The organism is Arthrobacter sp. NicSoilC5 (assembly GCF_019977395.1).
Classification (GTDB): Bacteria; Actinomycetota; Actinomycetes; order Actinomycetales; family Micrococcaceae; genus Arthrobacter.
This window is the reverse complement of record NZ_AP024660.1, coordinates 3,629,100-3,649,787: the sequence shown is the minus strand read 5'-3', so window position 1 is coordinate 3,649,787 and position 20,688 is coordinate 3,629,100. Positions and strand designations below refer to the sequence as shown.

Below are 20,688 nucleotides of genomic sequence, written 5' to 3'. Positions count from 1 at the left end.
ATTGCCGGTCGGCGGAATAGAACGGCAACTGCTGTAGTTGAAGCTTCAAGTAAGGGCATTTCAACGAAGGACTGCAGTGAATTTCCTATCCCGCCTCTTTGGAAAGAAGAACATCATGACTGACATCACCATCATTGGCACCGGCAACATGGCCCGCGGACTTGCAGCCCGCGCCGTCGACGGAGGCAACAGCGTCCAGATCCTGGCCCACGGGGACAAGGCCAAGGCCGACGCCCTGGCCGCGGAATTCACAGGCCAGGTGAGCACCGGCGTGCTGGGCGACGCCATCACCGGTTCCATCGTCATCCCGGCTGTGTACTTCGACGCCGCCAAGGACATCGTGGCCCGCTACGGCGACAGCCTCGACGGCAAGGTCTACGTGGACATCACCAACCCGGTGGACTTCTCCACCTTTGAAGGCCTCTCCGTTCCCGCCGGCAGCTCCGCCGCGGAAGAACTGCAGAAGACCACCGGAGCCAAAGTGGTCAAGGCGTTCAACACCACCTTCGCCGCCGCATTGGGTGCGGGCAAGGTGGCCGGCCAGCCGCTGGACGTCCTGGTTGCCGGCGACGATGACGACGCTGTCGCCGCCGTGGCCGCCTTCGCTTCTGCCGCCGGCCTGACCCCCATCATGGTGGGACCGCTCCGCCGCGCACGGCAGCTGGAACAGACCGGTTTCCTGAACATCCTGCTCTCAGCCAATGAGCAGCTGCCGCAGTTCCAGTGGAACTCTGCCCTGAGGTTCGTTCCCGCGGCGTAGCCGGGAAGGTATGCAGCTGGAAGACAAAGGGAAGGCCGGCACGAATGTGCCGGCCTTCCCTTTGTCGCTTTCCCCAGGCTACAGCCGGTCCGTCCGGTCCTCGCCGCCCTTGTGGCCGGCCCCGCGGAGGTTCTCCTGGACCTTTCCGAACAGGTCCTTGATGGTGGATTCCGCGTTGGAAATGACGTCCACCGGCACGTAAACCTCATGGGTCACGGGCAGATCGTATTCGTCCTTCAGGTGGGTGCCGTTTCCCACTCCCGCCAGGGACAGGTAGACCATGGCTTCCGTCCGTGCGATGCCTGCGAGCTTCCCGAAGACGACGGTGAACTCGTTCGGCTGGAAGCTGATTGTCTGCCCAATATGGCTGCGGCCCAGTTCACCGGCGTGAACGACCTTCTCCGACTGGCTTCCGGTGTAGTCCATGAACTTCTCCTTCGATCGCCAACACGTACGCTGGCAGTCTAACGCCGCCCTCAACGCCGTCACAGGCCCGGAGAGCTTCCCGACAGTTCCACATCACCAGGCGCAGCAGCCAGATCGTGTACACCGACAAAGCGCCCTTGAGCCCTGAGCTCCCGACACCCTTGCCCTGTCCGCACCCCTGCCGGACAGTGCCGCGCAACCCTGCACTTCCCGACGCCGGCGGCCGGTGACGCGGCAACCGGCAACCAGTTACGACGCATTTGATGCCCGGATCATCACGATCCGGGCATCAAATTGCTGCCAGTGCATGCGGCATCGTTGACGTGGGCAACGGCTACCGCGAAGGTGGTGCCATGAGGTCTCAGAAAATTTCCCAGGGGTTTGCCATGACGACGGCGATAGCAGCGGCAGCACTGCTGCTCACCGCATGTGGTCCAAGCCAGCCGCAGTCCCAGACGACCACGTCGCCCGCCACCGGGCAGGCCAGCCAGTCCCCCACGGGAACGGCGTCCACGCCGCCTCCGGCATCGTCGGCGCCCGCCAGCTCCACCCCGGCCTCCCCCGCCCCCGGCACCACGGCGGCAGGGGAACCCGGCCTGTGCAAGGCGGCAGGGCTCACCGCCGCCACCGATGCATCCGGCGGCGGCGCGGCAGGCAGTGTCTACATGAAGCTCAACCTCACCAACAAGGGTGCCGACCCCTGCATCCTCCGGGGATACGCCGGCGTCTCCCTGGTGGCGGACGCCGCCGGAGCCCCCATCGGCGCACCGGCCACGCGGGACGATTCGGCCGGCGTCGTGGACGTCCTCCTGGCTCCCGGCCAGACCGGCACCGCCGTCCTCCGCTACACGCAGGCCCGCAACTACCAGGGCTGCATGGTCGTGGACGCCGCCGGTTACCGGATCTACCCGCCGGAGGACACCGACTCACTGTTCATCCCGAAGCCCACCACGGCCTGCAGCAACGCCGAAATCACCCTGCTCAGCATCGGGGCATTCCAGCCCGCCTGACCGCTTTGCCCCGCAGGAAGGCCCCGTGACACAAAGGCGGCCCGGCTATCAAGCCGGGCCGCCTTTGCGTCCGGTTGGGCCGGCGTCAGCAGTGCCCAGGAGCAGGGGGACGAAGTCGTGCTTAAACCCCAATATCATAAGTACACTTAGCAAATACGCCGCGGATAGCAGGGGTGCATAACGGACCCATCACGAAGCTTGTGAGGGTTGTGGACCGAAGGCAGGTTGGACTGGCATGACGTCGATTTGGCTGGACCGCAGGGCTCCCTTTGCCTCTGATCCGTTCGAACCGGATTCCAGGTACGACACCGTGGTGGCGGGTGCAGGGCTCACCGGGCTGGTCACCGCCCTGCTGCTGGCCAGGTCCGGGCAAAGCGTGCTGGTACTGGAGGCCCGCTCCCCGGGCGCCGTGACCACCGGCAACACCACTGCCAAGGTAAGCCTGCTGCAGGGCACGTTCCTGTCCCAGCTCGCCCGCCAGTATTCGCAGAAACAGGTGCAGGCGTACGTGGATGGGAACCGGGAGGGCCAGGCGTGGCTGCTGCGCTACCTGGCAGAACAAAATGTGCCCTTCCAGCGCCGCACCGCCTACACCTACGCTGCGTCCGCCCAGGGCACCGAGAAGCTGCGGGAAGAGATGAGCGCCGCCGGCACCGCGGGACTGGACGTGGACTACGTGCGCGACGCCGGCCTGCCGTTTCCCGTCCACGGCGCCGTCCGCCTGCGTGACCAGGCCCAAATCAACCCGATGGATGTCCTCGACGCGCTGGTGGCGGACATCCGGAGCCGGGGCGGGCGCATTGTCAGCGGCGTGCGGCTTCGCGACGTCACCGGGGACGCGCCCTCCGCCGTCCGGACCGACCGGGGCAGTGTCAGGGCGGACAAGGTAGTGCTCGCCACCGGTATCCCGGTCCTGGACCGCGGCCTCTATTTCGCCAAGCTGAAGCCGGCCCGTTCGTACGCGGCAGCGCTGGAACTGCAGGAGGACCAGGCGCCGCCGCCGGGCATGTACATTTCCGTCGAACAGCCCACCCATTCGCTCCGCGACTACGAGGTGGGCGGGAAGAACCTGCTGCTCGTGGGCGGGCACGGCCATCACGTGGGCAGGACGGACTCCGAGAAGGCGCACCTCGCCGGGCTGCTGGACTGGGCGGGAAAGCATTACCCCGGCGCTGCCACCACCCACACGTGGTCCGCGCAGGACTACATGCCCACCAACCTCATGCCGTTTTTCGGCAAGCTCCCCCGGGGCAAGGGCCAGATCTACTTCGGCACCGGCTACAACAAGTGGGGAATGACCAACGCCGTCGCCGCAGCGCTGGGCATATCGGCTGACATCCTTGGCGGCCAGGTGCCGTGGGCTGACACCATCCACCACCGCGTCACGTCACCGGCCGGCGCGTTCTCCGCCGTCGCGCTGAACGCCGGTGTGGCAGCCAGGCTGGCCTCTGACTGGGGGAAGGTGGCCGCCGAGGGCCGCAGGCTCGATGGCTTGAAGCGGGGCAAGGACCGGGCTTCCTGGCCCGCTCCCGGGGAGCCGGCCACTGCCCCGGCCGAAGGCCAGGGCAAGGTCTACCGCGACGGCAATCGGCCGGTGGCAGTGTCCACCGTTGGTGGAAGCACCTGCAGGTTGTCCGGGGTCTGCACCCACTTGGGCGGCATCCTGCACTGGAACGACAATGAACAGACGTGGGACTGCCCCCTCCACGGCTCGCGCTTCACGAACGAGGGCACGCTTCTTGAGGGCCCTGCCACCAAGGACCTGCCGCAGGCTGGGACGGCGTGAGCGGGGCTGCGTTACGCGGGACATCAGTAAGCGGCATCCTGGGTTGGATCAGGCCGGTTTCTGCTGGGGGCGGAGCCGGTGCCAAACGCGGAGTTGGGTGTCGGTGCCTTGGGGCATGATGGAGGCATGAACCAGGAACAGCGTCCTGCCGGCGGTAGCGCCTCCGGTACGGCTGCGCCCATGGGCCAGTTCAGCCGGCCCACCCGGGACTGGTTTCTCGGCGCGTTTTCGGAGCCGACGCCGGCGCAAGCCGGGGCCTGGAACGCCATCTCCTCCGGCTCGCATGCGCTGGTGGTGGCTCCCACCGGCTCTGGAAAAACCCTCGCGGCCTTCCTCTGGGCGCTGGACCGGCTGCTGGTCTCAGCGTCCCACGCCCCTGAGCCTGCCGCTGCGGAGGTGCCCGCGAAAGGCAAGCGCGCCCGGGCGCCTAAGCGTAAGACCCGAGTCCTCTATATTTCGCCGCTGAAGGCGTTGGGTGTGGACGTGGAACGGAACCTCCGGTCCCCGCTGATCGGCATCACGCAGACCGCAAAGCGGCTTGGGCTTCCCGCCCCGCTGATCACCGTGGGGGTCCGGTCCGGGGATACTCCCGCAGCGGAGCGCCGCGGGCTGCTGAGCAACCCGCCGGACATCCTCATCACCACCCCCGAATCGCTGTTCCTCATGCTCACGTCAAAGGCCCGGGAGACCCTGGCCGAGGTGGACACCATCATCATCGACGAGGTCCACGCCGTGGCCGGCACCAAGCGTGGAGCACACCTTGCCGTATCACTGGAACGGCTGGACGCGCTCCTGCCCAAGCCTGCACAGCGCATCGGGCTTTCCGCCACGGTGGAGCCCCGGGAACTCGTGGCGCAGTTCCTTGCGGGTTCGGCTCCCGTGGAGATCGTCGCGCCGCCGGCCCGGAAGAACTGGGACCTGACGGTCTCCGTCCCGGTGGAGGACATGTCGGACCTGCAGGGCGCCGCCGGTGCCTTCGATTCCGGTCCCGCGTCCGGGCTCCAGCCGCAGGCGTCCATCTGGCCGCACGTGGAGGAAAAGATCGTGGACCTGGTCCTGGCCAACCAGTCCACCATCGTCTTCGCCAACTCCCGGCGCCTCGCCGAACGCCTCACCGCCCGGCTCAACGAGATCTACGCAGAGCGCCAGCTGGTTGCCGTGGGCGGCGGCTGGGACGGACCCGGCCCGGAAGGGCAGTCGGCCGCGCCCGGCACTGCGGATGGACCGGCGTCGGGCATTCCCGCGTCAACCGCCACACCGGCCCACATGATGGCCCAGGCCGGAAGCTCCGCCGGCGCGGACCCCGTACTGGCCCGCGCCCACCACGGTTCCGTGTCGAAGGACCAGCGCGCGCTCATCGAGGACGACCTCAAGTCCGGACGGCTGCGGTGCGTGGTGGCAACGTCGTCCCTGGAGTTGGGCATCGACATGGGCGCCGTGGACCTGGTGGTCCAGGTGGAGTCGCCACCCTCGGTGGCCAGCGGCCTGCAGCGGGTGGGCCGCGCCGGTCACCAGGTGGGCGAAATCTCCCAGGGCGTCCTCTTCCCCAAGCACCGCGCTGACCTGGTCCACACGGCCATCACGGTGGAGCGCATGCTGGACGGCAAGATCGAGCGGCTCAGCATCCCTGCCAACCCACTGGACATCCTGGCGCAGCAGACCGTGGCTGCCACGGCGCTGGGCAGCATCGACGTGGAGGAATGGTTCAGCACCGTCCGGCGCTCGGCGCCCTTCGCGTCCCTCCCCCGGTCGGCCTTCGAGGCAACCCTGGACCTGCTGGCGGGGCGGTACCCGTCCGACGAATTCGCCGAGCTCCGGCCAAGGATCATCTGGGACCGCAACGCCGGTACCATCGAGGGCCGGCCGGGAGCCCAGCGCCTGGCCGTGACGTCCGGCGGCACCATCCCGGACCGCGGCCTGTTCGGCGTCTACATCATCGGCACTGAACAGGAGGGCTCGGCTTCCCCCTCCGAGGACGGCAAACCGGCGCGCGCACCCAAGGGCGGCCGCCGCGTGGGCGAGCTGGACGAGGAAATGGTCTACGAGTCACGGGTGGGCGACGTCTTTGCCCTGGGTGCCACCAGCTGGAAGATCGAGGACATCACGCACGACCGCGTCCTGGTCTCCCCCGCGTTCGGGCAGCCCGGCAAGCTGCCATTCTGGAAGGGTGATTCCCTGGGCCGGCCGGTGGACCTGGGCCGCGCGCTGGGCGCGTTTGTCCGCGAACTGTCCGCGTCCGACGCCGGCCCTGCCACCGAACGCTGCAAGGCCAGCGGCCTGGACGACTTCGCCGCCAACAACCTCATCCAGTACCTCACCGAGCAGAAACAGGCCACCGAGGTGGTTCCCAGCGACACCACGCTGGTGGTGGAACGCTTCCACGACGAACTGGGCGACTGGCGCGTCATCCTGCACAGTCCGTTCGGCATGCCGGTGCACGCGCCGTGGGCCCTGGCCGTGGGGCAGCGGCTCCACCAGCGCTACGGCCTGGACGGCTCGGCCATGGCGGCCGACGACGGCATCGTGCTGCGGGTTCCCATGATGGAGGACGAGCCGCCGGGCGCGGAGCTGTTCCTCTTCGATCCCGAGGAACTGGAACAGATTGTCACGGCCGAGGTAGGCGGCAGCGCCCTGTTCGCCTCCCGCTTCCGCGAGTGCGCCGCACGTGCGCTCCTGCTGCCCCGCCAGACCCCCGGCAAACGCCAGCCCCTGTGGCAGCAGCGCCAGCGGTCCGCGCAACTGCTGGACGTGGCCAGGAAATACCCCACCTTCCCCATCGTGCTGGAGACCGTGCGCGAATGCCTCCAGGACGTCTACGACCTGCCGGCATTGAAGGACATCGCCGCGTCCGTGGAGCGGCGCGAACTGCGGATCGTGCAGACCACCACGCAGCAGCCCTCGCCATTCGCCAAGTCCCTCCTCTTTGGCTACGTGGCACAGTTCCTGTACGAGGGCGATTCCCCGCTCGCGGAGCGGCGTGCCGCCGCCCTGGCGCTGGACTCCACGCTCCTCAACGAGCTGCTGGGCCGGGTGGAGCTGCGCGAACTCCTGGACGCCAAGGTCATCGACGCCACCGAACGCGAGCTGCAGCGCCTTGCCCCGGACCGCCGTGCCCGCGGCATGGAAGGCATGGCGGACCTGCTGCGGCTGCTGGGCCCGCTGGATCCGGAGGAGGCCGCTTTGCGGCTGGAACCTGCCGAAAGCCCGGTGGTTGAGGCCGCCGAACCCGCGGTCAATGAGTCCGCCGAACCGGTGGTTGAGCCCGTGGAGGCTCCACGCGCCGAAACCCCCTCCGCCACCGTGGCGGAAGCGGCAGCCCACCTGGCCGCCCTCCAGCGTGCCAACCGCGCCATCAAGGTCAACATCGGTGGCGTTGAACGTTTCGCGGCGGTGGAAGACGCAGCCCGCCTCCGCGACGCCATCGGCGTGCCGCTGCCCATGGGCGTCCCGCTGGCCTTCATTGAGCCGGTTGCCGATCCCCTGGGCGACCTCGTCTCCCGGTACGCCCGCACCCACGGCCCCTTCACCGCGGCGGAGGCAGCGGCCCGCCTGGGCCTGGGCGTGGCAGTAGTGGGCACCGCGCTGAAACGCCTTGCGGCCGACGGCCGCGTGGTGGAGGGCGAATTCCGGCCGCACGTCACCACACCAGGCGCCGCACACCCGGACTCCCCACCACAGGACGGGCCAAAGAACGGCGCCGCGCAGGAATCGGCCCGGGAGTCCGCGCAGGAATCCGGCCTTGAGGCCGGTACCCAGGCAACAGAGGAACTGCCCACCCCTGCGGCTGGCTCCCCCGCCGGCACCACGCACACCATCGCCAGCGAATGGTGCGACGCCGAGGTGCTGCGCAAGCTCCGCCGTCGTTCGCTGGCCGCCCTGCGCGCGGAAGTGGAACCGGTGGACGCCGCCGCCTACGGACGCTTCCTGCCGGCATGGCAGCATGTCAGGACCCCGGGCGGTGGCCGCGGCCAGCCCTCGCTGCGGGGACTGGACGGCATCATCACCGCCATCGACCAGCTCTCGGGCGTGCCCGTTCCTGCCTCGGCCTGGGAACCCCTGGTGCTGGCCACGCGGGTGTCCAACTACCAGCCGGCCATGCTGGATGAACTGATGGCTGCCGGCGAGGTCCTGTGGTCCGGGGCCGGCGCACTTCCGGGGAATGACGGCTGGATCAGCCTTCACCTGGCGGACTCGGTGGAGCTGACGCTCAACCCATCACCCGAGTTTGAACCGGGGGACGCCGGCCAACGGCTCCTGGACCACCTGCGGAACAACGGCGGCGGGTACTTCTTCCGCCAGCTGACCGAGGTGGCCGGAGGCATGGACGCCGTCCTCAGCGACCAGGAAGTGGTGGCTGCGCTCTGGGACCTTGCCTGGGCCGGCAGGATCACCGGGGACACGTTCGCCCCTGTCCGGGCACTCATTGCCGGCGGCCACACAGCCCACCGCCAGGTGGCCCGCGCACCCCGGGCCAGGGCACCGCGGCTCAGCCGCCTGGGCCGTTCCCATGGCACCGGCCTGATGGGGTCCCCCGGGCTGGCCGGGGGCCGGTACGGATCGCAGGGGGCCTCCACTCCGCCCACCGCGGCGGGCCGCTGGTCTGCCCTGCCCGAGCCTGAACTCGATGCCACCATCCACGCCCGTGCCACCGCGGAACTGCTGCTGGACCGCTACGGCGTGGTCACCAGGGGCTCCGTCATGGCTGAGCAGATCCTCGGCGGCTTCGGACTCATGTACAAGGTGCTGGCACGGCTGGAGGAAGCCGGCCGCTGCCGCCGCGGCTACTTCATCGAGCACCTCGGCGCCGCCCAGTTCGCGGTGCCGGCCACCGTTGACCGGCTCCGTTCCTACTCGGAGGACACCCAGCTGGCCAAGGCCGAACCCGTGGCCCTGGCCCTCGCCGCCACCGATCCCGCCAACCCGTACGGTGCGGCCCTCCCCTGGCCGGCCCTGCAGACGGACGCCGGTACCGGCCACCGGCCCGGCCGGAAGGCAGGGGCCCTGGTTGTCCTGGTGGACGGTGCGCTGGTCCTCTACGTGGAGCGCGGCGGCAAGACCCTGCTGGCCTTCAGCGAAGACGACGCCGTCCTGGCGGCGGCAGGTGCGGCGCTGGTGGGTGTGGTGACGCGGGGAGCAGTGGACAAGCTGATCATGGAGAAGGTGAACGGGCACGGAATCCTGGACACCCCGGTCGCCGTCGCCCTCAGCTCCGCCGGCGCCTACTCCACGCCGAAGGGACTGAGGATCCGTGCCTGAGGGGGATTCCGTCTGGCGGGCCGCCCGCCAACTGCATGAAGCCCTGGCGGGACAGACACTGACTGCCTCGGACTTCCGCGTGCCCCGGTTCGCCACCCTGAACCTGTCCGGCTGGACCGTCGATGAGGTGATCCCCAGGGGCAAGCACCTGCTGATGCGGGTGGTCAGCCCGGAGGACAAGAGGCTGACCATCCACTCGCACCTGAAGATGGAAGGCGCCTGGCAGGTCTACCCGCCCGGCGGGAGGTGGCGCAAGCCGGGTTACACCGCCCGGTGCGTTCTGCGCACGGCCGTCGCTGACGCCGTCGGCTTCTCCCTCGGAATCGTAGAAGTGGTGGCCACCGCCAACGAGGATTCGATCGTTGGCTTCCTTGGCCCGGACCTGCTGGGCCCGGACTGGGACCCGGACGAAGCCGAACGCCGCATCAGGTCACGCCCCGAGGTTCCCATCGGCGTCGCGCTGCTGGACCAGCGGAACCTCGCAGGGATCGGAAACATCTACCGCTGCGAAGCGTGCTTCCTGTCGGGTGTGCATCCGGCCACTCCCGTATCGGACGTCGCGGACGTGCGGACCATGATCACAGACGCCAAGCAACTCCTGGAGGTCAACCTGGGTCCGGGGCGCCGCGTCACCATCCTCAACACCCGCGGGCTGCCGGTGGGCAGGATGGCCGGCAGGCCCGGCTACTGGGTGTACGGCGGAGAACGGCGGCCGTGCCTGAAATGCGGCACGCCCATCCAGCGTGGACTCCTGGGGAAGCCGAACGGCGAAGAGGAGCGGGACATCTATTTCTGCCCGAAGTGCCAGCCCCCGCCCGCCTGACGTGCTGCAGGGGTGAGGTCAACAGGTCGACGCGCTGGGTTCCTTGACGGTGCTGGACTGACTGGCCGCCACCATGAAGCGCGGCAGCAGGATATGGACCAGCGGACCGATCGCCAGGGCGTAGACCACGGTACCCACACCCACCGAGCCGCCCAGCAGCCAGCCGGCGGCCAGCACGGTGACCTCGATCAACGTGCGGGAGAACCTGACGGTCCATCCGGTGCGCCGGGCCAGCCCGGTCATCAGGCCGTCGCGGGCGCCTGGCCCAAAGCCGGCGCCGATGTAGAGGGCCGAGGCCACGGCGTTAACCAGTACGGCCCCTGCGAGGAGGCCAATCTGGGCGGCCAGGGGGGTTACCGGCGGGATCACGGCCAGCCCGATGTCCGCGAAGACGCCCACCAGAATGGCGTTGCACAGGGTTCCGAAGCCGGGCATCTGGCGCAGGGGGATCCACAGCAGCAGCACCAGGAAGCTCACGGCGATCACCACCACGCCGATGCTCAGTCCGCTCCGGTTGGCCAGGCCCTGGTGGAACACGTCCCACGGGTCCAGGCCCAGGCCGGCGCGGATGAACATAGCCAGGGAGATGCCGTACATGGCGAGGCCGGTGAAGAGCTGGACAAGTCTGCGGGTCATCATGGAACCATGCTCGCAGCCAACTGGCATTGAATTACATATCCAGTCTGAAATACTGGCTACATGGCTGCCGCCCTTACCGCCCTCGCCCTGTCCCGTCTCCTTGGCCCGTGGAACACGGGCACCGGGCCCGCGTACCGCGAACTGGCTGATGTCGTGCGGCTGCTGATCCTGGATGGCCGCATCCCGCTGGATACCGCCCTGCCCAGCGAGCGTTCACTGTGCTCCACCCTGGCGGTCAGCCGGACCACCGTCACTGCGGCTTACGCCAGCCTCCGGGAGCAAGGCTTCCTGAGCAGCGGCCAGGGCAGCCGCGGCAAGACCCGCATCCCCGAACTGACCCCGTTCGGCCCGGCACTTTTCGGTCCGCAGCCGCCTTCCACCGGCCCGCTGGCAGCACCCGGACTCACCGCACCCGGGCTCACCGCGCCCGGAGGTTTGGTGGACCTGGCCTATTCGGCGCTGCCCGCCAGCGGGGAGGTGGTGCACCGGGCCTTCGCCGCGGCGCTGACGGAGCTACCGGCATTGCTTCCCGGGTTCGGCTATGACGCCCTGGGACTGCTGCCGCTGCGGCAGGCGGTGGCGGACCGTTACTCAGCGGCCGGCGTGCCGACACAACCGGGCCAGATCATGGTGACCTCCGGCGCCCAGCACGCCCTGACCATCATCATCCGCACCCTGGCGGACCGGCAGGACCGGATCCTGGTGGAGCACCCCAGCTACCCGCACGCGCTGGATGCCATCCGTTCCGCCCGGTGCCGCCCCGTGCCGGTGGCCTTCGCCGATTCCGGCTGGGACCTGCCCGCGATGGAAGCCGCCATGGTCCAGCAGCAGCCAAAACTCGCCTACCTGGTCCCGGACTTCCACAACCCCACCGGCATGATCATGCCCGATGCCCAGCGCCGCCGGCTGGCCCGCGCGGCCGCCGCGGCCGGAACCGTACTGGTGGCGGACGAAACCCTCCGTGACCTCAACCTCGACGGCGTTGCCACCAGTCCCCTGGCGGGTTTCGGCAGCACCGTGGTGTCCATCGGATCACTGAGCAAGTCCCACTGGGGCGGGCTGCGCACCGGCTGGATCCGCGCCTCGGAGTCCATGATCCAGCGATTTGCCGCGGCCCGGACCACCCTGGACCTGGGCGGGCCCGTCATGGAACAGCTCGCGGCAGCACACCTGGTGCGGGCTCTGGAGGAGCCCCTGCCCGCCCTGTTACAGATGCTGCGCCGCAACAGGTCCACACTGCTCGGCCTCCTCGCGGAGCACCTTCCCACGTGGCAGGTGGCGCCGCCCGCCGGCGGCCTCTCCGTGTGGTGCCGGCTGCCCGGCCCCATCAGCACGGCCCTGACCGTCCTGGCCCCGGAATACGGCATCAGGCTGGCGGCCGGGCCCCGGTTCGGAATCGGCGGCGCATTTGAACGCAACCTGCGGCTGCCGTTCACCCTCCCGCCGGACAAGCTCGAGACGGCAGTCCTGGCGCTGCGGGCGGCCCAGGACCGGCTGGACGCCGCACCCCAGCTGCGGCGCTCACTGACCCAGGCGCCCGCCGTCGCCATCGCCTGACCAGCCGCTGCCGGAACCGCCGGGAACCGGGAGCTACCCGTACACGCGCTCCAGGAAGCCGCCCCAGGCCTTGGCGGTGGCCTCCGCGCCGCCGGCGCCGCTGAAATCGTGCACCGTCATGCCCACGGGGGCACCCCACGCGTTGCGGCCGAAGAACCGGTACAGCGCATCCGGGGTGCGGATGCCCAGGAAGTGCTCGTTCGCGAAGTCCACCTCGCCCGTAAGCCGCCCCACGCCGTCGAGCTCCACATCGACCGTGGCGCCCCGCTCCGCGGAACCGGCGCCCAGCGCGTCACGGAGGCGGGTGAAGCCGTCCGGTGTTTGGGATGCCGCCGGGGCTTGGATGTCGGTGAACACCACGGGGCGGCCGTCGAAGTACTGCAGGTACTGGCCCAGCGTGTGCAGGTAGAACTCGGTGTGGCGGCTGGCGCCGTCGTACTGCTGGTCCCAGTTGTCCGCGAAGATGCCGCTGTGGACGTAGTGGAGCCGGGCGCGGCCGCCGTCCAGGGGCTCCAGCACGTGCTCCAGCTGGTTGAACCAGCCGTCCGGCCCCTCCATCCGCGACACCAGGTGGTGGGGGTATTCCTCAACGGTTTTGACTGCCGGCCATTGGTCCGTGGGGAACATCCAGGCCGGCGTTCCGTGGGTGACGGCTTCCCACACCCGCTCGGGGGTGCCGGGCAGTTCGGTGTCCTGGACGATCTCGAAGTCCCGTTTGTCGCTCATTTGTCCTGCTCCTTGCCTGCTGTTTCGTTGGTTGCCGTGACGGCATTGGTCTCTTTCAGGGCCGGGTGCAGCGCCACCACGAGCCGGTGCCGCCGCCCGCGGGATGATGCGCCGGCGTCGTGGTACTTGTCCACCAGCCGCATGACCTCGACGCCGAGTTCCTCCGCGAACGCAGCCCTGTCAGCCGCCGTGCGGAAGGTGATCTCGCCGTCGATCGCGAACGTGGCCAGCTTCTGCCGGGCCGCGGCGGCGCCGGCGATGAGCTTTCCCACCTCCTGCACCATGCGGCCGGCGAGCGCCAGCAGCCAGAACGCCGAAAAGCGGTCGGCGAACCGGACTGGGTCCGGGGATACGGCGGCGAGCGCTGACGGCGAGATGAGGTAGGAAGCGGCGGTTGCCTGCAGGACCCGTTCGGTGACGTTGCCCTTGCGGCGCTCCTCCACGAGTTCCACCAGTCCGTGCCGCTCCAGCGCCTTGAGGTGGTAGTTCACTTTCTGCCGTGGCAGGCCGATCCGCACTGCCAGCTGCGTGGCTGAGGCCGGCTGGACCAGCTCCCGCAGGATCCGGGTACGGATGGGATCCAGGGATGCTTCGGCGGCTGCCGGGTCCTCGATGACTGCAATGTCCTGCATGCCTCCAGTGTGCCCACCGACAACTTTTCTTGTCAAGAACTTTTTTATGGTCGGAGGGCGTGGCGGCCGGCAGCGGGCCGGACCGGCTAAACCAGCGCCGGTAGAATGGACCGGTGATGCAATCCCCCCTCCCCGTCCGCGACGGCGTCAATGCCACGCGCCTGCGCCTTCCGGAAGAGGGCCCGTGGGAGACCGCGATGGACTACATGATGCACCGCTGGGGCCACATCGACCCGCAGGGCATCGAGGACAGGTTCGACGCCGGCGAGATCGTTGGCGAGGGCGGCATCCCCCTGGACCGGGCCACGCCGCTGCAGGAGCACACCTTCATCTGGTACTACCGCACCCTGCCGCCGGAAACGCGGCTGCCGGTGGAACTGAGCATCCTGCACCAGGACCACCACCTGCTGGTGGTGGACAAGCCGCACTTCCTGCCCACCACGCCGGGCGGCACGTACATCCAGGAATCTGCCTTGGTCAGGCTGCGGAACCAGTTGGACCTGCCGGACCTGATCCCCATGCACCGGCTGGACCGCATGACGGCCGGCGTGCTGCTCTTCTCCACCAACCCGCAGACCCGGGGCAAGTACCAGGTGCTCTTCGAGAAGCGTCAGGTGCAAAAGGAGTACGAGTGTGTGTCCGCCGCCGAGCCCACGCCGGGGCACCCCGCCGTCGACTTTCCCGTGGTGGTCCGCAACCGGATGACCAAGTCCCGCAGCTACCTGCTGGCGGAGGTCGTGGACGGCGAACCGAACGCGGAGACCAGGATTGAGCGGCTGGAAACGTTCGACGGCGGCGCACCGGCAAGTGCCGGCGGCACCGGCGTCACCGGTACAGGCGCCATCGGTACAGCTCAGCGCCTGGCCAGGTACCGGCTGGAGCCCCACACCGGCAAGACCCACCAGCTGCGGGTCCATATGGCCTCGCTGGGGCTGGGGATCGTGAACGATGCCTTCTATCCCGACCTGCTGGACAAGGCCCCGGACGACTACGCCAGGCCGCTCCAGCTGCTGGCACGGGGCATCCGGTTCGTTGACCCGATCTCGGGAAAGCCCGTGGAATACCGCAGCAGCCTGGAGCTCAGCGAAGCGGTCCGAGCACGTCCCTGAACGCCGCCTCCATCTCCGCGGTGTGCAGCACGAACTCCACCAGCTCCAGCCCGCTGGCCGGATGGGCGGTCCGGAACCCCGTCACCGCCTCAAGCGCTGCCTGCGCCACGTGCGCGGCACTCCACCCGTAGGCTCCGCCGCCCACCGCGGGAAAGGCCACGTCCTGCGCCCCCAGGGTGTCGGCCAGCCGCAGGCTTTCGCTGAAGCAGGACACCAGGAGGACGCGGTTGGTCTGTCCTGCGTGCCGGTTGGGCCCCACTGTGTGGATCACCCAGCGGGCCGGCAGCCGGAAGGCAGGTGTTGCCACGGCGGCTCCGGTCTGGAGGCCGTGCGGAAGTCCGGTGGCACGCAGCTCCCTGCATGCAGCGAGCAGTTCCGGCCCGGCCGCCCGGTGGAGCGCCCCGTCCACTCCCCCGCCGCCCAGCAACGAGGAGTTCGCAGCATTCACCACCACATCCACGCGCCGTTGCGTAATGTCGCCCCGCAGAACCGAGATCCGCATGCCGCCAGTTTCCCAAGTGCGGTACCTTGTGGCAATGGACTTCGGCAGCGTTGACAGCTGGGGGACGGCCCTCTACTTCTGGGTTATCCCCGTGGTGATCGGCGATGCCATTTTTCCGCCCATCCCCTCCGAGATGCTGGTGATCACCGGGGGCGCCCTGTCCGCGGACGGCCGGGCCAACGTGTTCCTGGTGCTGGTGCTCGCGGCCGTGGCGTCCTGGCTGGGCGACATGGTGGTCTTCCATCTCTTCCGGCGGCGGCTGAGCCATGTGCTGGACCGGTGGAAGTGGGGCCGGCGGGTCCACAGCGGCATCCACGCGGCGCTGGCCAAGGCCGGCCGTTCCTCCACCTACGGCACTATCATCGGCGCCAGGTTCATTCCCGGCGGACGGCTCGCCACCTCGGCGGCATCCGGCGTGGCCAACGTGTCCGTCCGCGGCTTCAGCCTGTGCGCGGCCCTGGGTGCCGTGCTGTGGGCATGCTGGCTGGTGGGCCTGGGCTACTTCACCGGGTCAACAACCAGGCTGCCGTTCTGGGCGAGCTCCCTGATTGGCGTGGCCGTCGGTCTGGTGATCGGCGCCGTCGTGGGCATCCTCGTCACCCGCCGCCGCGGCGACCGGTCCCCGGTGGAGGAGGAGCCCCTCCCGGACGCAGGCTAGACGGGCAGCCACTTGCCGCGGCTGCGCCGCAGCACGCTGAGCGGGCCCGTCAGCGCAACGCGTTCGACGGCGTCGCGCATCATGGCTGCCGATTCCACCGCCTGGCGGTTCTCACCGCTGTACTCGCTCGCCTCCACGAGGAAGCGCAGGTTCAGCTGCGGCACGCCGCCGGCGATCTGCAGCTGGTGCGCCTCCACGTGGTGGCGGGTGCCCAGCGCCTCCACGGCCGCGTCCATGACGGACTCCGGCGGATTCCCCGGCCGGAGCCCGGTGATCTTGAGGCGGGTCTGGAAGGAAGGCATGCCTCCAACCCTATCCAACCCCCGGATGCGCCATCACGTGTGGCCCCCAACAGCGCCTGTGAGGGACCACACGTGATGGAGCAACTGGAGAATCAGCCGGTGTTGCGGAGGCCGGCCGCCACGCCATTGACGGTGATCAGCATGGCCCGCTGGAGGCGTTCATCGATCTCGGCCCCGCTGATCCCGCCCTCGGTGCGGATGCGGCGCAGGAGTTCCACCTGGAGGTAGCTGATGGGGTCCAGGTACTGGTCGCGGATTTCCAGGGAGCGTTTCAGGGTGGGTTGGGCATCCAGGAGGATGTTCTCGCCGGTGAGCTTGCGCACCTCGGCGACCGTGAGTTCGTACTCTTCCCGGATGGTGCGGAACAGATGGTGAAGTTCCTCCGGGACCAGGGTGGACACGTAGTAGCCGGCGATATCCATGTCCGTTTTGGCGAGCGTCATCTCGACGTTGGACAGCACGGACTTGAAGAAGTTCCAGTGGTCGATCATCTCCACCAGCTGGGCCGAGTGTCCGGCCTCGCGGGCGGCCTTGAGCCCGGAGCCCACACCGAACCAGCCGGGCACGATCTGCCGGGACTGGGTCCAGCCGAATACCCAGGGGATGGCGCGCAGGCCGCCCAGGCCGGCGCCGGAGTCCGGACGCTTGGACGGGCGGGAACCGATATTGAGGGAGCCCAGCTGCTCCACCGGGGTGGAGGCCATGAAGTAGGCGGGCAGGTCCGGGTGGTCGATCAGCTTCCGGTACCGGTCAAAGGCGGCGTCGGAGATGGCTTCCATGACGTGGCCGTACCGCTCTCGCTGGTCCTCGGAGGTCCGCGGGTTCCGGTGCAGGGCAGAACCCTGCAGCACGGCGGCCAGGGACAGCTCCAGGTTTTCGCGGGCCAGCTCCGGCAGGGAGTACTTGTCCGAGATGACTTCACCCTGCTCGGTGAACTTGATTTCGCCTTCCAGGACACCGTTGGGCTGGGCCAGGATGGCGTCGTAGGTGGGTCCGCCGCCACGGCCCACGGAACCGCCACGGCCGTGGAACAGGCGCACGCGGACGCCGTGCTTGGCGGCGACGTCCCGCAGCTTGCGCTGCGTCTTGTGGATTTCCCACTGGCTGGTCATCACGCCGGATTCCTTGTTGGAGTCCGAGTAGCCCAGCATCACTTCCTGGATGTCGCCGCGCAGGCGCACCAGCTCACGGTAGGACGGGTCGGAGAGCAGCTGGTCGACGATCTCGGCGGAGGCCCTCAGTTCCTCCACCGTTTCCAGCAGCGGCGCAAAACCGAGCTTGGCGTACGGCTTGTCGCCGAAGAGGTTCACCAGGCCGGCTTCGCGGGCCAGGACGGCTGCGGCCAGGACGTCGTCGGCGCCGCGGGTCATGGAGATGATGTAGGTCTCGATGACGTCCGGACCGTACATGCGCAGGGCGCGGCGGATCTCGCGGAAGACGTCGTAAGTGCCGTCGGCGGCGCCGTCGAGCTTGATCGGGTGGCCGGACAGCGGGCGGCGGGACGCCAGCTCGGAGCCGAGCACCTCGAAGCGTTCCTCACGGCTCAGCTCGGCGTAGCGCAGTCCGGGGCCGCCGATCCGGTCCATCAGCTGGCCGACGGCGTCGTGGTGGTGGTCTGCGTGTTCGCGGATGTCCAGGGTGGCCAGGTGCAGGCCGAAGGAGGCGATGGCACGGCGGACGCGGGCCAGGGAGCCGTCCGCCGCCAGGGCCGCGGAGTGGTTGCGGAGCGAGAGCTCCAGCAGGTTCAGGTCCGCCAGGAGCTCCTCGGTTCCGCTGTAGTCGCGGCCATGCTCGTGGTTGGAGTTGGCGGCCACCCGCTTGCCCGTGTTGATGAGCTTGGCCTTGATGCAGGTGAGCTTCAGCCGGTACGGCTCCTGGGCGTTCAGTTCCAGGACCCGCTTGTCCAGGCCGGGCAGCTTCTTCAGGTCCTCGTCGATGGACTCCAGGAGCGGCTGGTCCGCGCCTGCCAGGGCCGTGGAGTTGGACAGGATGGAGATCAGTTCATCGATCATGCCGATGCTGATCCGGATGGCGCTTTGGTTCTGGATCTGCAGGATTTCGCGGGTCACGGCCGCGGTGACGTTCGGGTTGCCGTCGCGGTCACCGCCGATCCAGGAGCCAAACCGGATGGGGGCGTCCTTGGAAGCAAGGGTGACGCCGTGCTCGCCCAGCAGTTCGGAGAGCTCGGACAGCATTTCCGGCATCGCGTCCGTGAGGATTCCGCCCAGGTAGTAGATGGCGTTCCGGGCCTCATCCACGGGGGTGGGCCGGACCTGGCGCAGCTCGTCGGTCTGCCACATCTGGTCGATGATCTCTGCCAGCTGCCGGTCCTGCCGGCGGCGTGCCGTGGACCCTTCGGCCGTGGACTGGGACAGGACGTCGGAGAGCTTGCGGATCTTGTCCAGGACGGAGCGGCGGGACGCCTCGGTGGGGTGGGCGGTGAAGATGGGACGCACGTCCAGGCCGTTGACCACTTCCTGCAGCACGTCCGGTCCGGCCTGCGCGGCGATGTCCGCCACGGTCTTGGCCAGCCAGCCGTCCTTTTCGGCCCGGGTCCGCAGGCCGCGAACGCGGTGCACCTGTTCGGCGGCGTTGGCCAGGTGGAAGTAGAAGGCGAAGGCGCGCACCAGGTCGGTTGCCTGCTCAATGGGCAGGGAGCCGAGCAGTTCGCGGACCTGGGCAACGACGTCGTGCGCGCTCCAGGGCCCGGTGGCGTGGGCACCGCCGCGCGCTGCTTCTTTGGATTCCTTGGTCAGGAGCCGGACCTGCTCCACGAGGTCCAGGAGTTCCGGTCCGTGCTGGCGGACCAGCGATTCACCCAGCAGGGTGGAGACACGCCGGACGTCCGCGCGCAGTTCGGAGGCAAGATCGGTTTCGGGAGGTGTTGCAGTGTGAGCCATTGAAACAATCTTTCGAGGGATTTGGACTTGGCTCGTACACTGCGCTGGATACTGTGAGCCACGTTACTAGCTAAAGATGCTACCCCCGGACCCGTGGGTCAGTGGAATCCGTCTCACAAGATGTCGCGGTACCCCACATGCCGTTTGACGGCGTCGAGCTCAGCCCGTAGGTTCTGCACCTCGTCCTGCCAGGCGGCCGCCTCCGCCGTGCGGCGCCGGGCCCTCCCGGCCTGGACCACGGCAGCCGTGAGCAGCAGCGGCACCAGGAGGGCCAGCGCCCAGCCGGCGGCCGCGAAGAAGTCCAGTGCCACCGGCAACGCGGCCCTGAAGTCGATGAAATCGTTGACGCCGCCGGCCATGCCTGCCATGGCTCCGTCGAGCGGCTGCAGGAACTGGCCCACGACGGGGGTCCCGGAGAGTTCGGGCGGGGCGAGTTTCGCCTGAGCGTCCCCGCCCCAGCGCCCGTCCGCGAGGTGGTTCAGGACGTAGATGCCGGCGCCCACGTTGGCTGCCATGAAGACGGCGACGGCGGCGGGCGCTGCGAGGTCCGGCCGCCGCCGGCGCCACGCCAGGACGCCCGCGGCGGCAAGGGCGGCCGCCAGCCAGGTGAGCGCGGCAAGCCACTCCCGATTCACTCCCGCAAGGATGTCCACGTCTCCATTCAACCCCGGATAAAGGAATCAGCGGTGGAATGAACATGCCTGGCCGGCGGTTGTAGCGGGGGCAGACGAAACCGGAAGGAACCATGACCACCACGCCAGCAGCCACCGCTCCAGCCGCCAGGGAGGAGCGCTGGCAGCGCTTCCGCGCCAACCGCAACAAGGCCCTGGCAACGCCGCACGGCTGGCTGACCCTCACGTCCTTTCAGTGGCTGGAAGACGCACCGGCCGCCATCGACCGTGCCCCGGGCCTGTGGTCCACGGACGGCGCCGGTGCAACAAAAGGTACGACGGCATTCCTCACCGCGGTTCCGTCGGACGGGCTCACGCTGGTGGAGACAGGGGAAAAGGTGGACGGCACGGTGTCCGCCGTCCTGGCGGACGAGGAGTCGCTGATGTGGGTGCAGTTCGGCGGCCCGGACGGTGACCAGGTGGTGGTGGAGCTGGCCATGCGCGGCGGCCGGTATGCGATCCGGACCCGGGACGCGGCATCGCCGGTCTTTAAGGAGTTCGACGGCGTGCCCACCTTTCCGTACAACCCTGATTGGGAGGTGACGGGCCGGTTTGAACCGTACCCGGCACCGGTGGATGTGCCGATCGGGACCGCGAACCCGCTGGTTGACGGCGTGCACCGCAGCGTTGGCGAGGTGGTGTTCCGCCTCCCGGGCAGCAGCCACGAGTTCCGGCTGCAGGCGGAGGAGGAGAAACTCGGCGCCCTGACCGTCACATTCCACGACGAAACCAACGGCGACACCACGGACGAGTGGCGGAAACTCTCCCTCCCCAGGCCCCGGCCGGACGGCTCCGTGGTGCTGGACTTCAACCGGGCCATCAACTACCCCAGCGCCTTCACCCCCTACGGCACCTGCCCCATGCCGGTGAAGAACAACAGCCTCGACATCCGGGTGGAGGCCGGCGAGAAAGAGCCCTACCCCGCGTAGCG

The 20,688-nt window shown here is 68.8% G+C and carries 17 protein-coding genes; 9 read left to right on the top strand and 8 right to left on the bottom strand.

Annotated elements, in window-relative coordinates; translation table 11 throughout:
• The first annotated feature begins 115 nt into the window (after positions 1–115).
• Positions 116–760 carry an NAD(P)-binding domain-containing protein gene (locus LDO22_RS17150; protein WP_159633334.1) on the top strand — a complete coding sequence of 215 codons (645 nt, stop codon included), beginning with the start codon at positions 116–118 and terminating at the stop codon, positions 758–760.
• Positions 761–838: 78 nt separating this feature from the next.
• On the opposite strand, the gene LDO22_RS17145 is transcribed toward LDO22_RS17150, so the two are convergent.
• A complete protein-coding gene (locus LDO22_RS17145; RefSeq protein WP_159633338.1) occupies positions 839–1,186 on the bottom strand; it encodes a hypothetical protein in 348 nt (115 codons plus the stop codon).
• A gap of 353 nt (positions 1,187–1,539) precedes the next feature.
• Here LDO22_RS17145 and LDO22_RS17140 point away from each other — a divergent pair, with 353 nt between their 5' ends.
• The 4 genes from LDO22_RS17140 (at position 1,540) to LDO22_RS17125 (ending at position 10,061) form a co-directional block, all read left to right on the top strand.
• Positions 1,540–2,196 carry a DUF4232 domain-containing protein gene (locus LDO22_RS17140; RefSeq protein ID WP_224024820.1) on the top strand — a complete coding sequence of 219 codons (657 nt, stop codon included), beginning with the start codon at positions 1,540–1,542 and terminating at the stop codon, positions 2,194–2,196.
• A gap of 235 nt (positions 2,197–2,431) precedes the next feature.
• The gene (locus tag LDO22_RS17135) at positions 2,432–3,982 is read left to right on the top strand and encodes an FAD-dependent oxidoreductase (protein ID WP_224024817.1); all 1,551 of its coding nucleotides are present in this window, start codon (positions 2,432–2,434) and stop codon (positions 3,980–3,982) included.
• A 126-nt stretch (positions 3,983–4,108) separates the two neighbouring features.
• Complete coding sequence (locus LDO22_RS17130) at positions 4,109–9,238, top strand: DEAD/DEAH box helicase (protein WP_224024815.1); 5,130 nt, start codon at positions 4,109–4,111, stop codon at positions 9,236–9,238.
• Positions 9,231–10,061, top strand: coding sequence for a DNA-formamidopyrimidine glycosylase family protein (locus LDO22_RS17125; protein WP_224024813.1), 831 nt, complete (start codon positions 9,231–9,233; stop codon positions 10,059–10,061). Before LDO22_RS17130 ends, LDO22_RS17125 begins: the two co-directional genes overlap by 8 nt.
• An 18-nt stretch (positions 10,062–10,079) precedes the next feature.
• Here the strand turns inward: LDO22_RS17125 and LDO22_RS17120 are convergent, their stop codons facing one another.
• Positions 10,080–10,700, bottom strand: a complete 621-nt coding sequence (locus LDO22_RS17120; protein ID WP_224024811.1) for a hypothetical protein — start codon at positions 10,698–10,700, stop codon at positions 10,080–10,082.
• A 60-nt stretch (positions 10,701–10,760) separates the two neighbouring features.
• Between LDO22_RS17120 and LDO22_RS17115 the strand changes: the two genes are divergently transcribed.
• A complete protein-coding gene (locus LDO22_RS17115) occupies positions 10,761–12,257 on the top strand; it encodes a PLP-dependent aminotransferase family protein (RefSeq protein ID WP_224024809.1) in 1,497 nt (498 codons plus the stop codon).
• Positions 12,258–12,290: 33 nt separating this feature from the next.
• Here LDO22_RS17115 and LDO22_RS17110 read toward each other — a convergent pair whose 3' ends face one another.
• Both LDO22_RS17110 and LDO22_RS17105 read right to left on the bottom strand, forming a co-directional pair.
• Positions 12,291–12,983 carry an SRPBCC domain-containing protein gene (locus LDO22_RS17110; protein ID WP_224024807.1) on the bottom strand — a complete coding sequence of 231 codons (693 nt, stop codon included), beginning with the start codon at positions 12,981–12,983 and terminating at the stop codon, positions 12,291–12,293.
• Positions 12,980–13,615 carry a helix-turn-helix domain-containing protein gene (locus LDO22_RS17105; protein ID WP_224024805.1) on the bottom strand — a complete coding sequence of 212 codons (636 nt, stop codon included), beginning with the start codon at positions 13,613–13,615 and terminating at the stop codon, positions 12,980–12,982. Before LDO22_RS17105 ends, LDO22_RS17110 begins: the two co-directional genes overlap by 4 nt.
• 116 nt (positions 13,616–13,731) lie before the next feature.
• On the opposite strand from LDO22_RS17105, the gene LDO22_RS17100 reads away from it, so the two are divergent.
• A complete protein-coding gene (locus LDO22_RS17100; RefSeq protein WP_224027273.1) occupies positions 13,732–14,724 on the top strand; it encodes an RluA family pseudouridine synthase in 993 nt (330 codons plus the stop codon).
• Here LDO22_RS17100 and LDO22_RS17095 read toward each other — a convergent pair.
• A complete protein-coding gene (locus LDO22_RS17095; RefSeq protein WP_224024803.1) occupies positions 14,696–15,226 on the bottom strand; it encodes an O-acetyl-ADP-ribose deacetylase in 531 nt (176 codons plus the stop codon). The genes LDO22_RS17100 and LDO22_RS17095 overlap by 29 nt on opposite strands.
• A gap of 34 nt (positions 15,227–15,260) precedes the next feature.
• Between LDO22_RS17095 and LDO22_RS17090 the strand changes: the two genes are divergently transcribed.
• Positions 15,261–15,884, top strand: a complete 624-nt coding sequence (locus tag LDO22_RS17090; protein ID WP_224024801.1) for a DedA family protein — start codon at positions 15,261–15,263, stop codon at positions 15,882–15,884.
• Here the strand turns inward: LDO22_RS17090 and LDO22_RS17085 are convergent.
• From LDO22_RS17085 to LDO22_RS17075, 3 genes are all read right to left on the bottom strand, one after another.
• On the bottom strand, positions 15,881–16,186 hold the full coding sequence (locus LDO22_RS17085) for a hypothetical protein (RefSeq protein ID WP_043449019.1): 306 nt from the start codon (positions 16,184–16,186) through the stop codon (positions 15,881–15,883). The two genes, LDO22_RS17090 and LDO22_RS17085, sit on opposite strands and share 4 nt — an antisense overlap.
• 92 nt (positions 16,187–16,278) lie before the next feature.
• Positions 16,279–19,086 (bottom strand): phosphoenolpyruvate carboxylase, encoded by a 2,808-nt coding sequence (gene ppc, locus LDO22_RS17080; protein ID WP_224024799.1) that lies wholly within the window; start codon positions 19,084–19,086, stop codon positions 16,279–16,281.
• A gap of 113 nt (positions 19,087–19,199) precedes the next feature.
• Positions 19,200–19,739 (bottom strand): hypothetical protein, encoded by a 540-nt coding sequence (locus LDO22_RS17075; protein ID WP_224024797.1) that lies wholly within the window; start codon positions 19,737–19,739, stop codon positions 19,200–19,202.
• A 92-nt stretch (positions 19,740–19,831) separates the two neighbouring features.
• On the opposite strand from LDO22_RS17075, the gene LDO22_RS17070 reads away from it, so the two are divergent.
• Complete coding sequence (locus LDO22_RS17070; RefSeq protein ID WP_224024795.1) at positions 19,832–20,686, top strand: DUF1684 domain-containing protein; 855 nt, start codon at positions 19,832–19,834, stop codon at positions 20,684–20,686.
• The last annotated feature ends 2 nt before the right edge of the window (positions 20,687–20,688 follow it).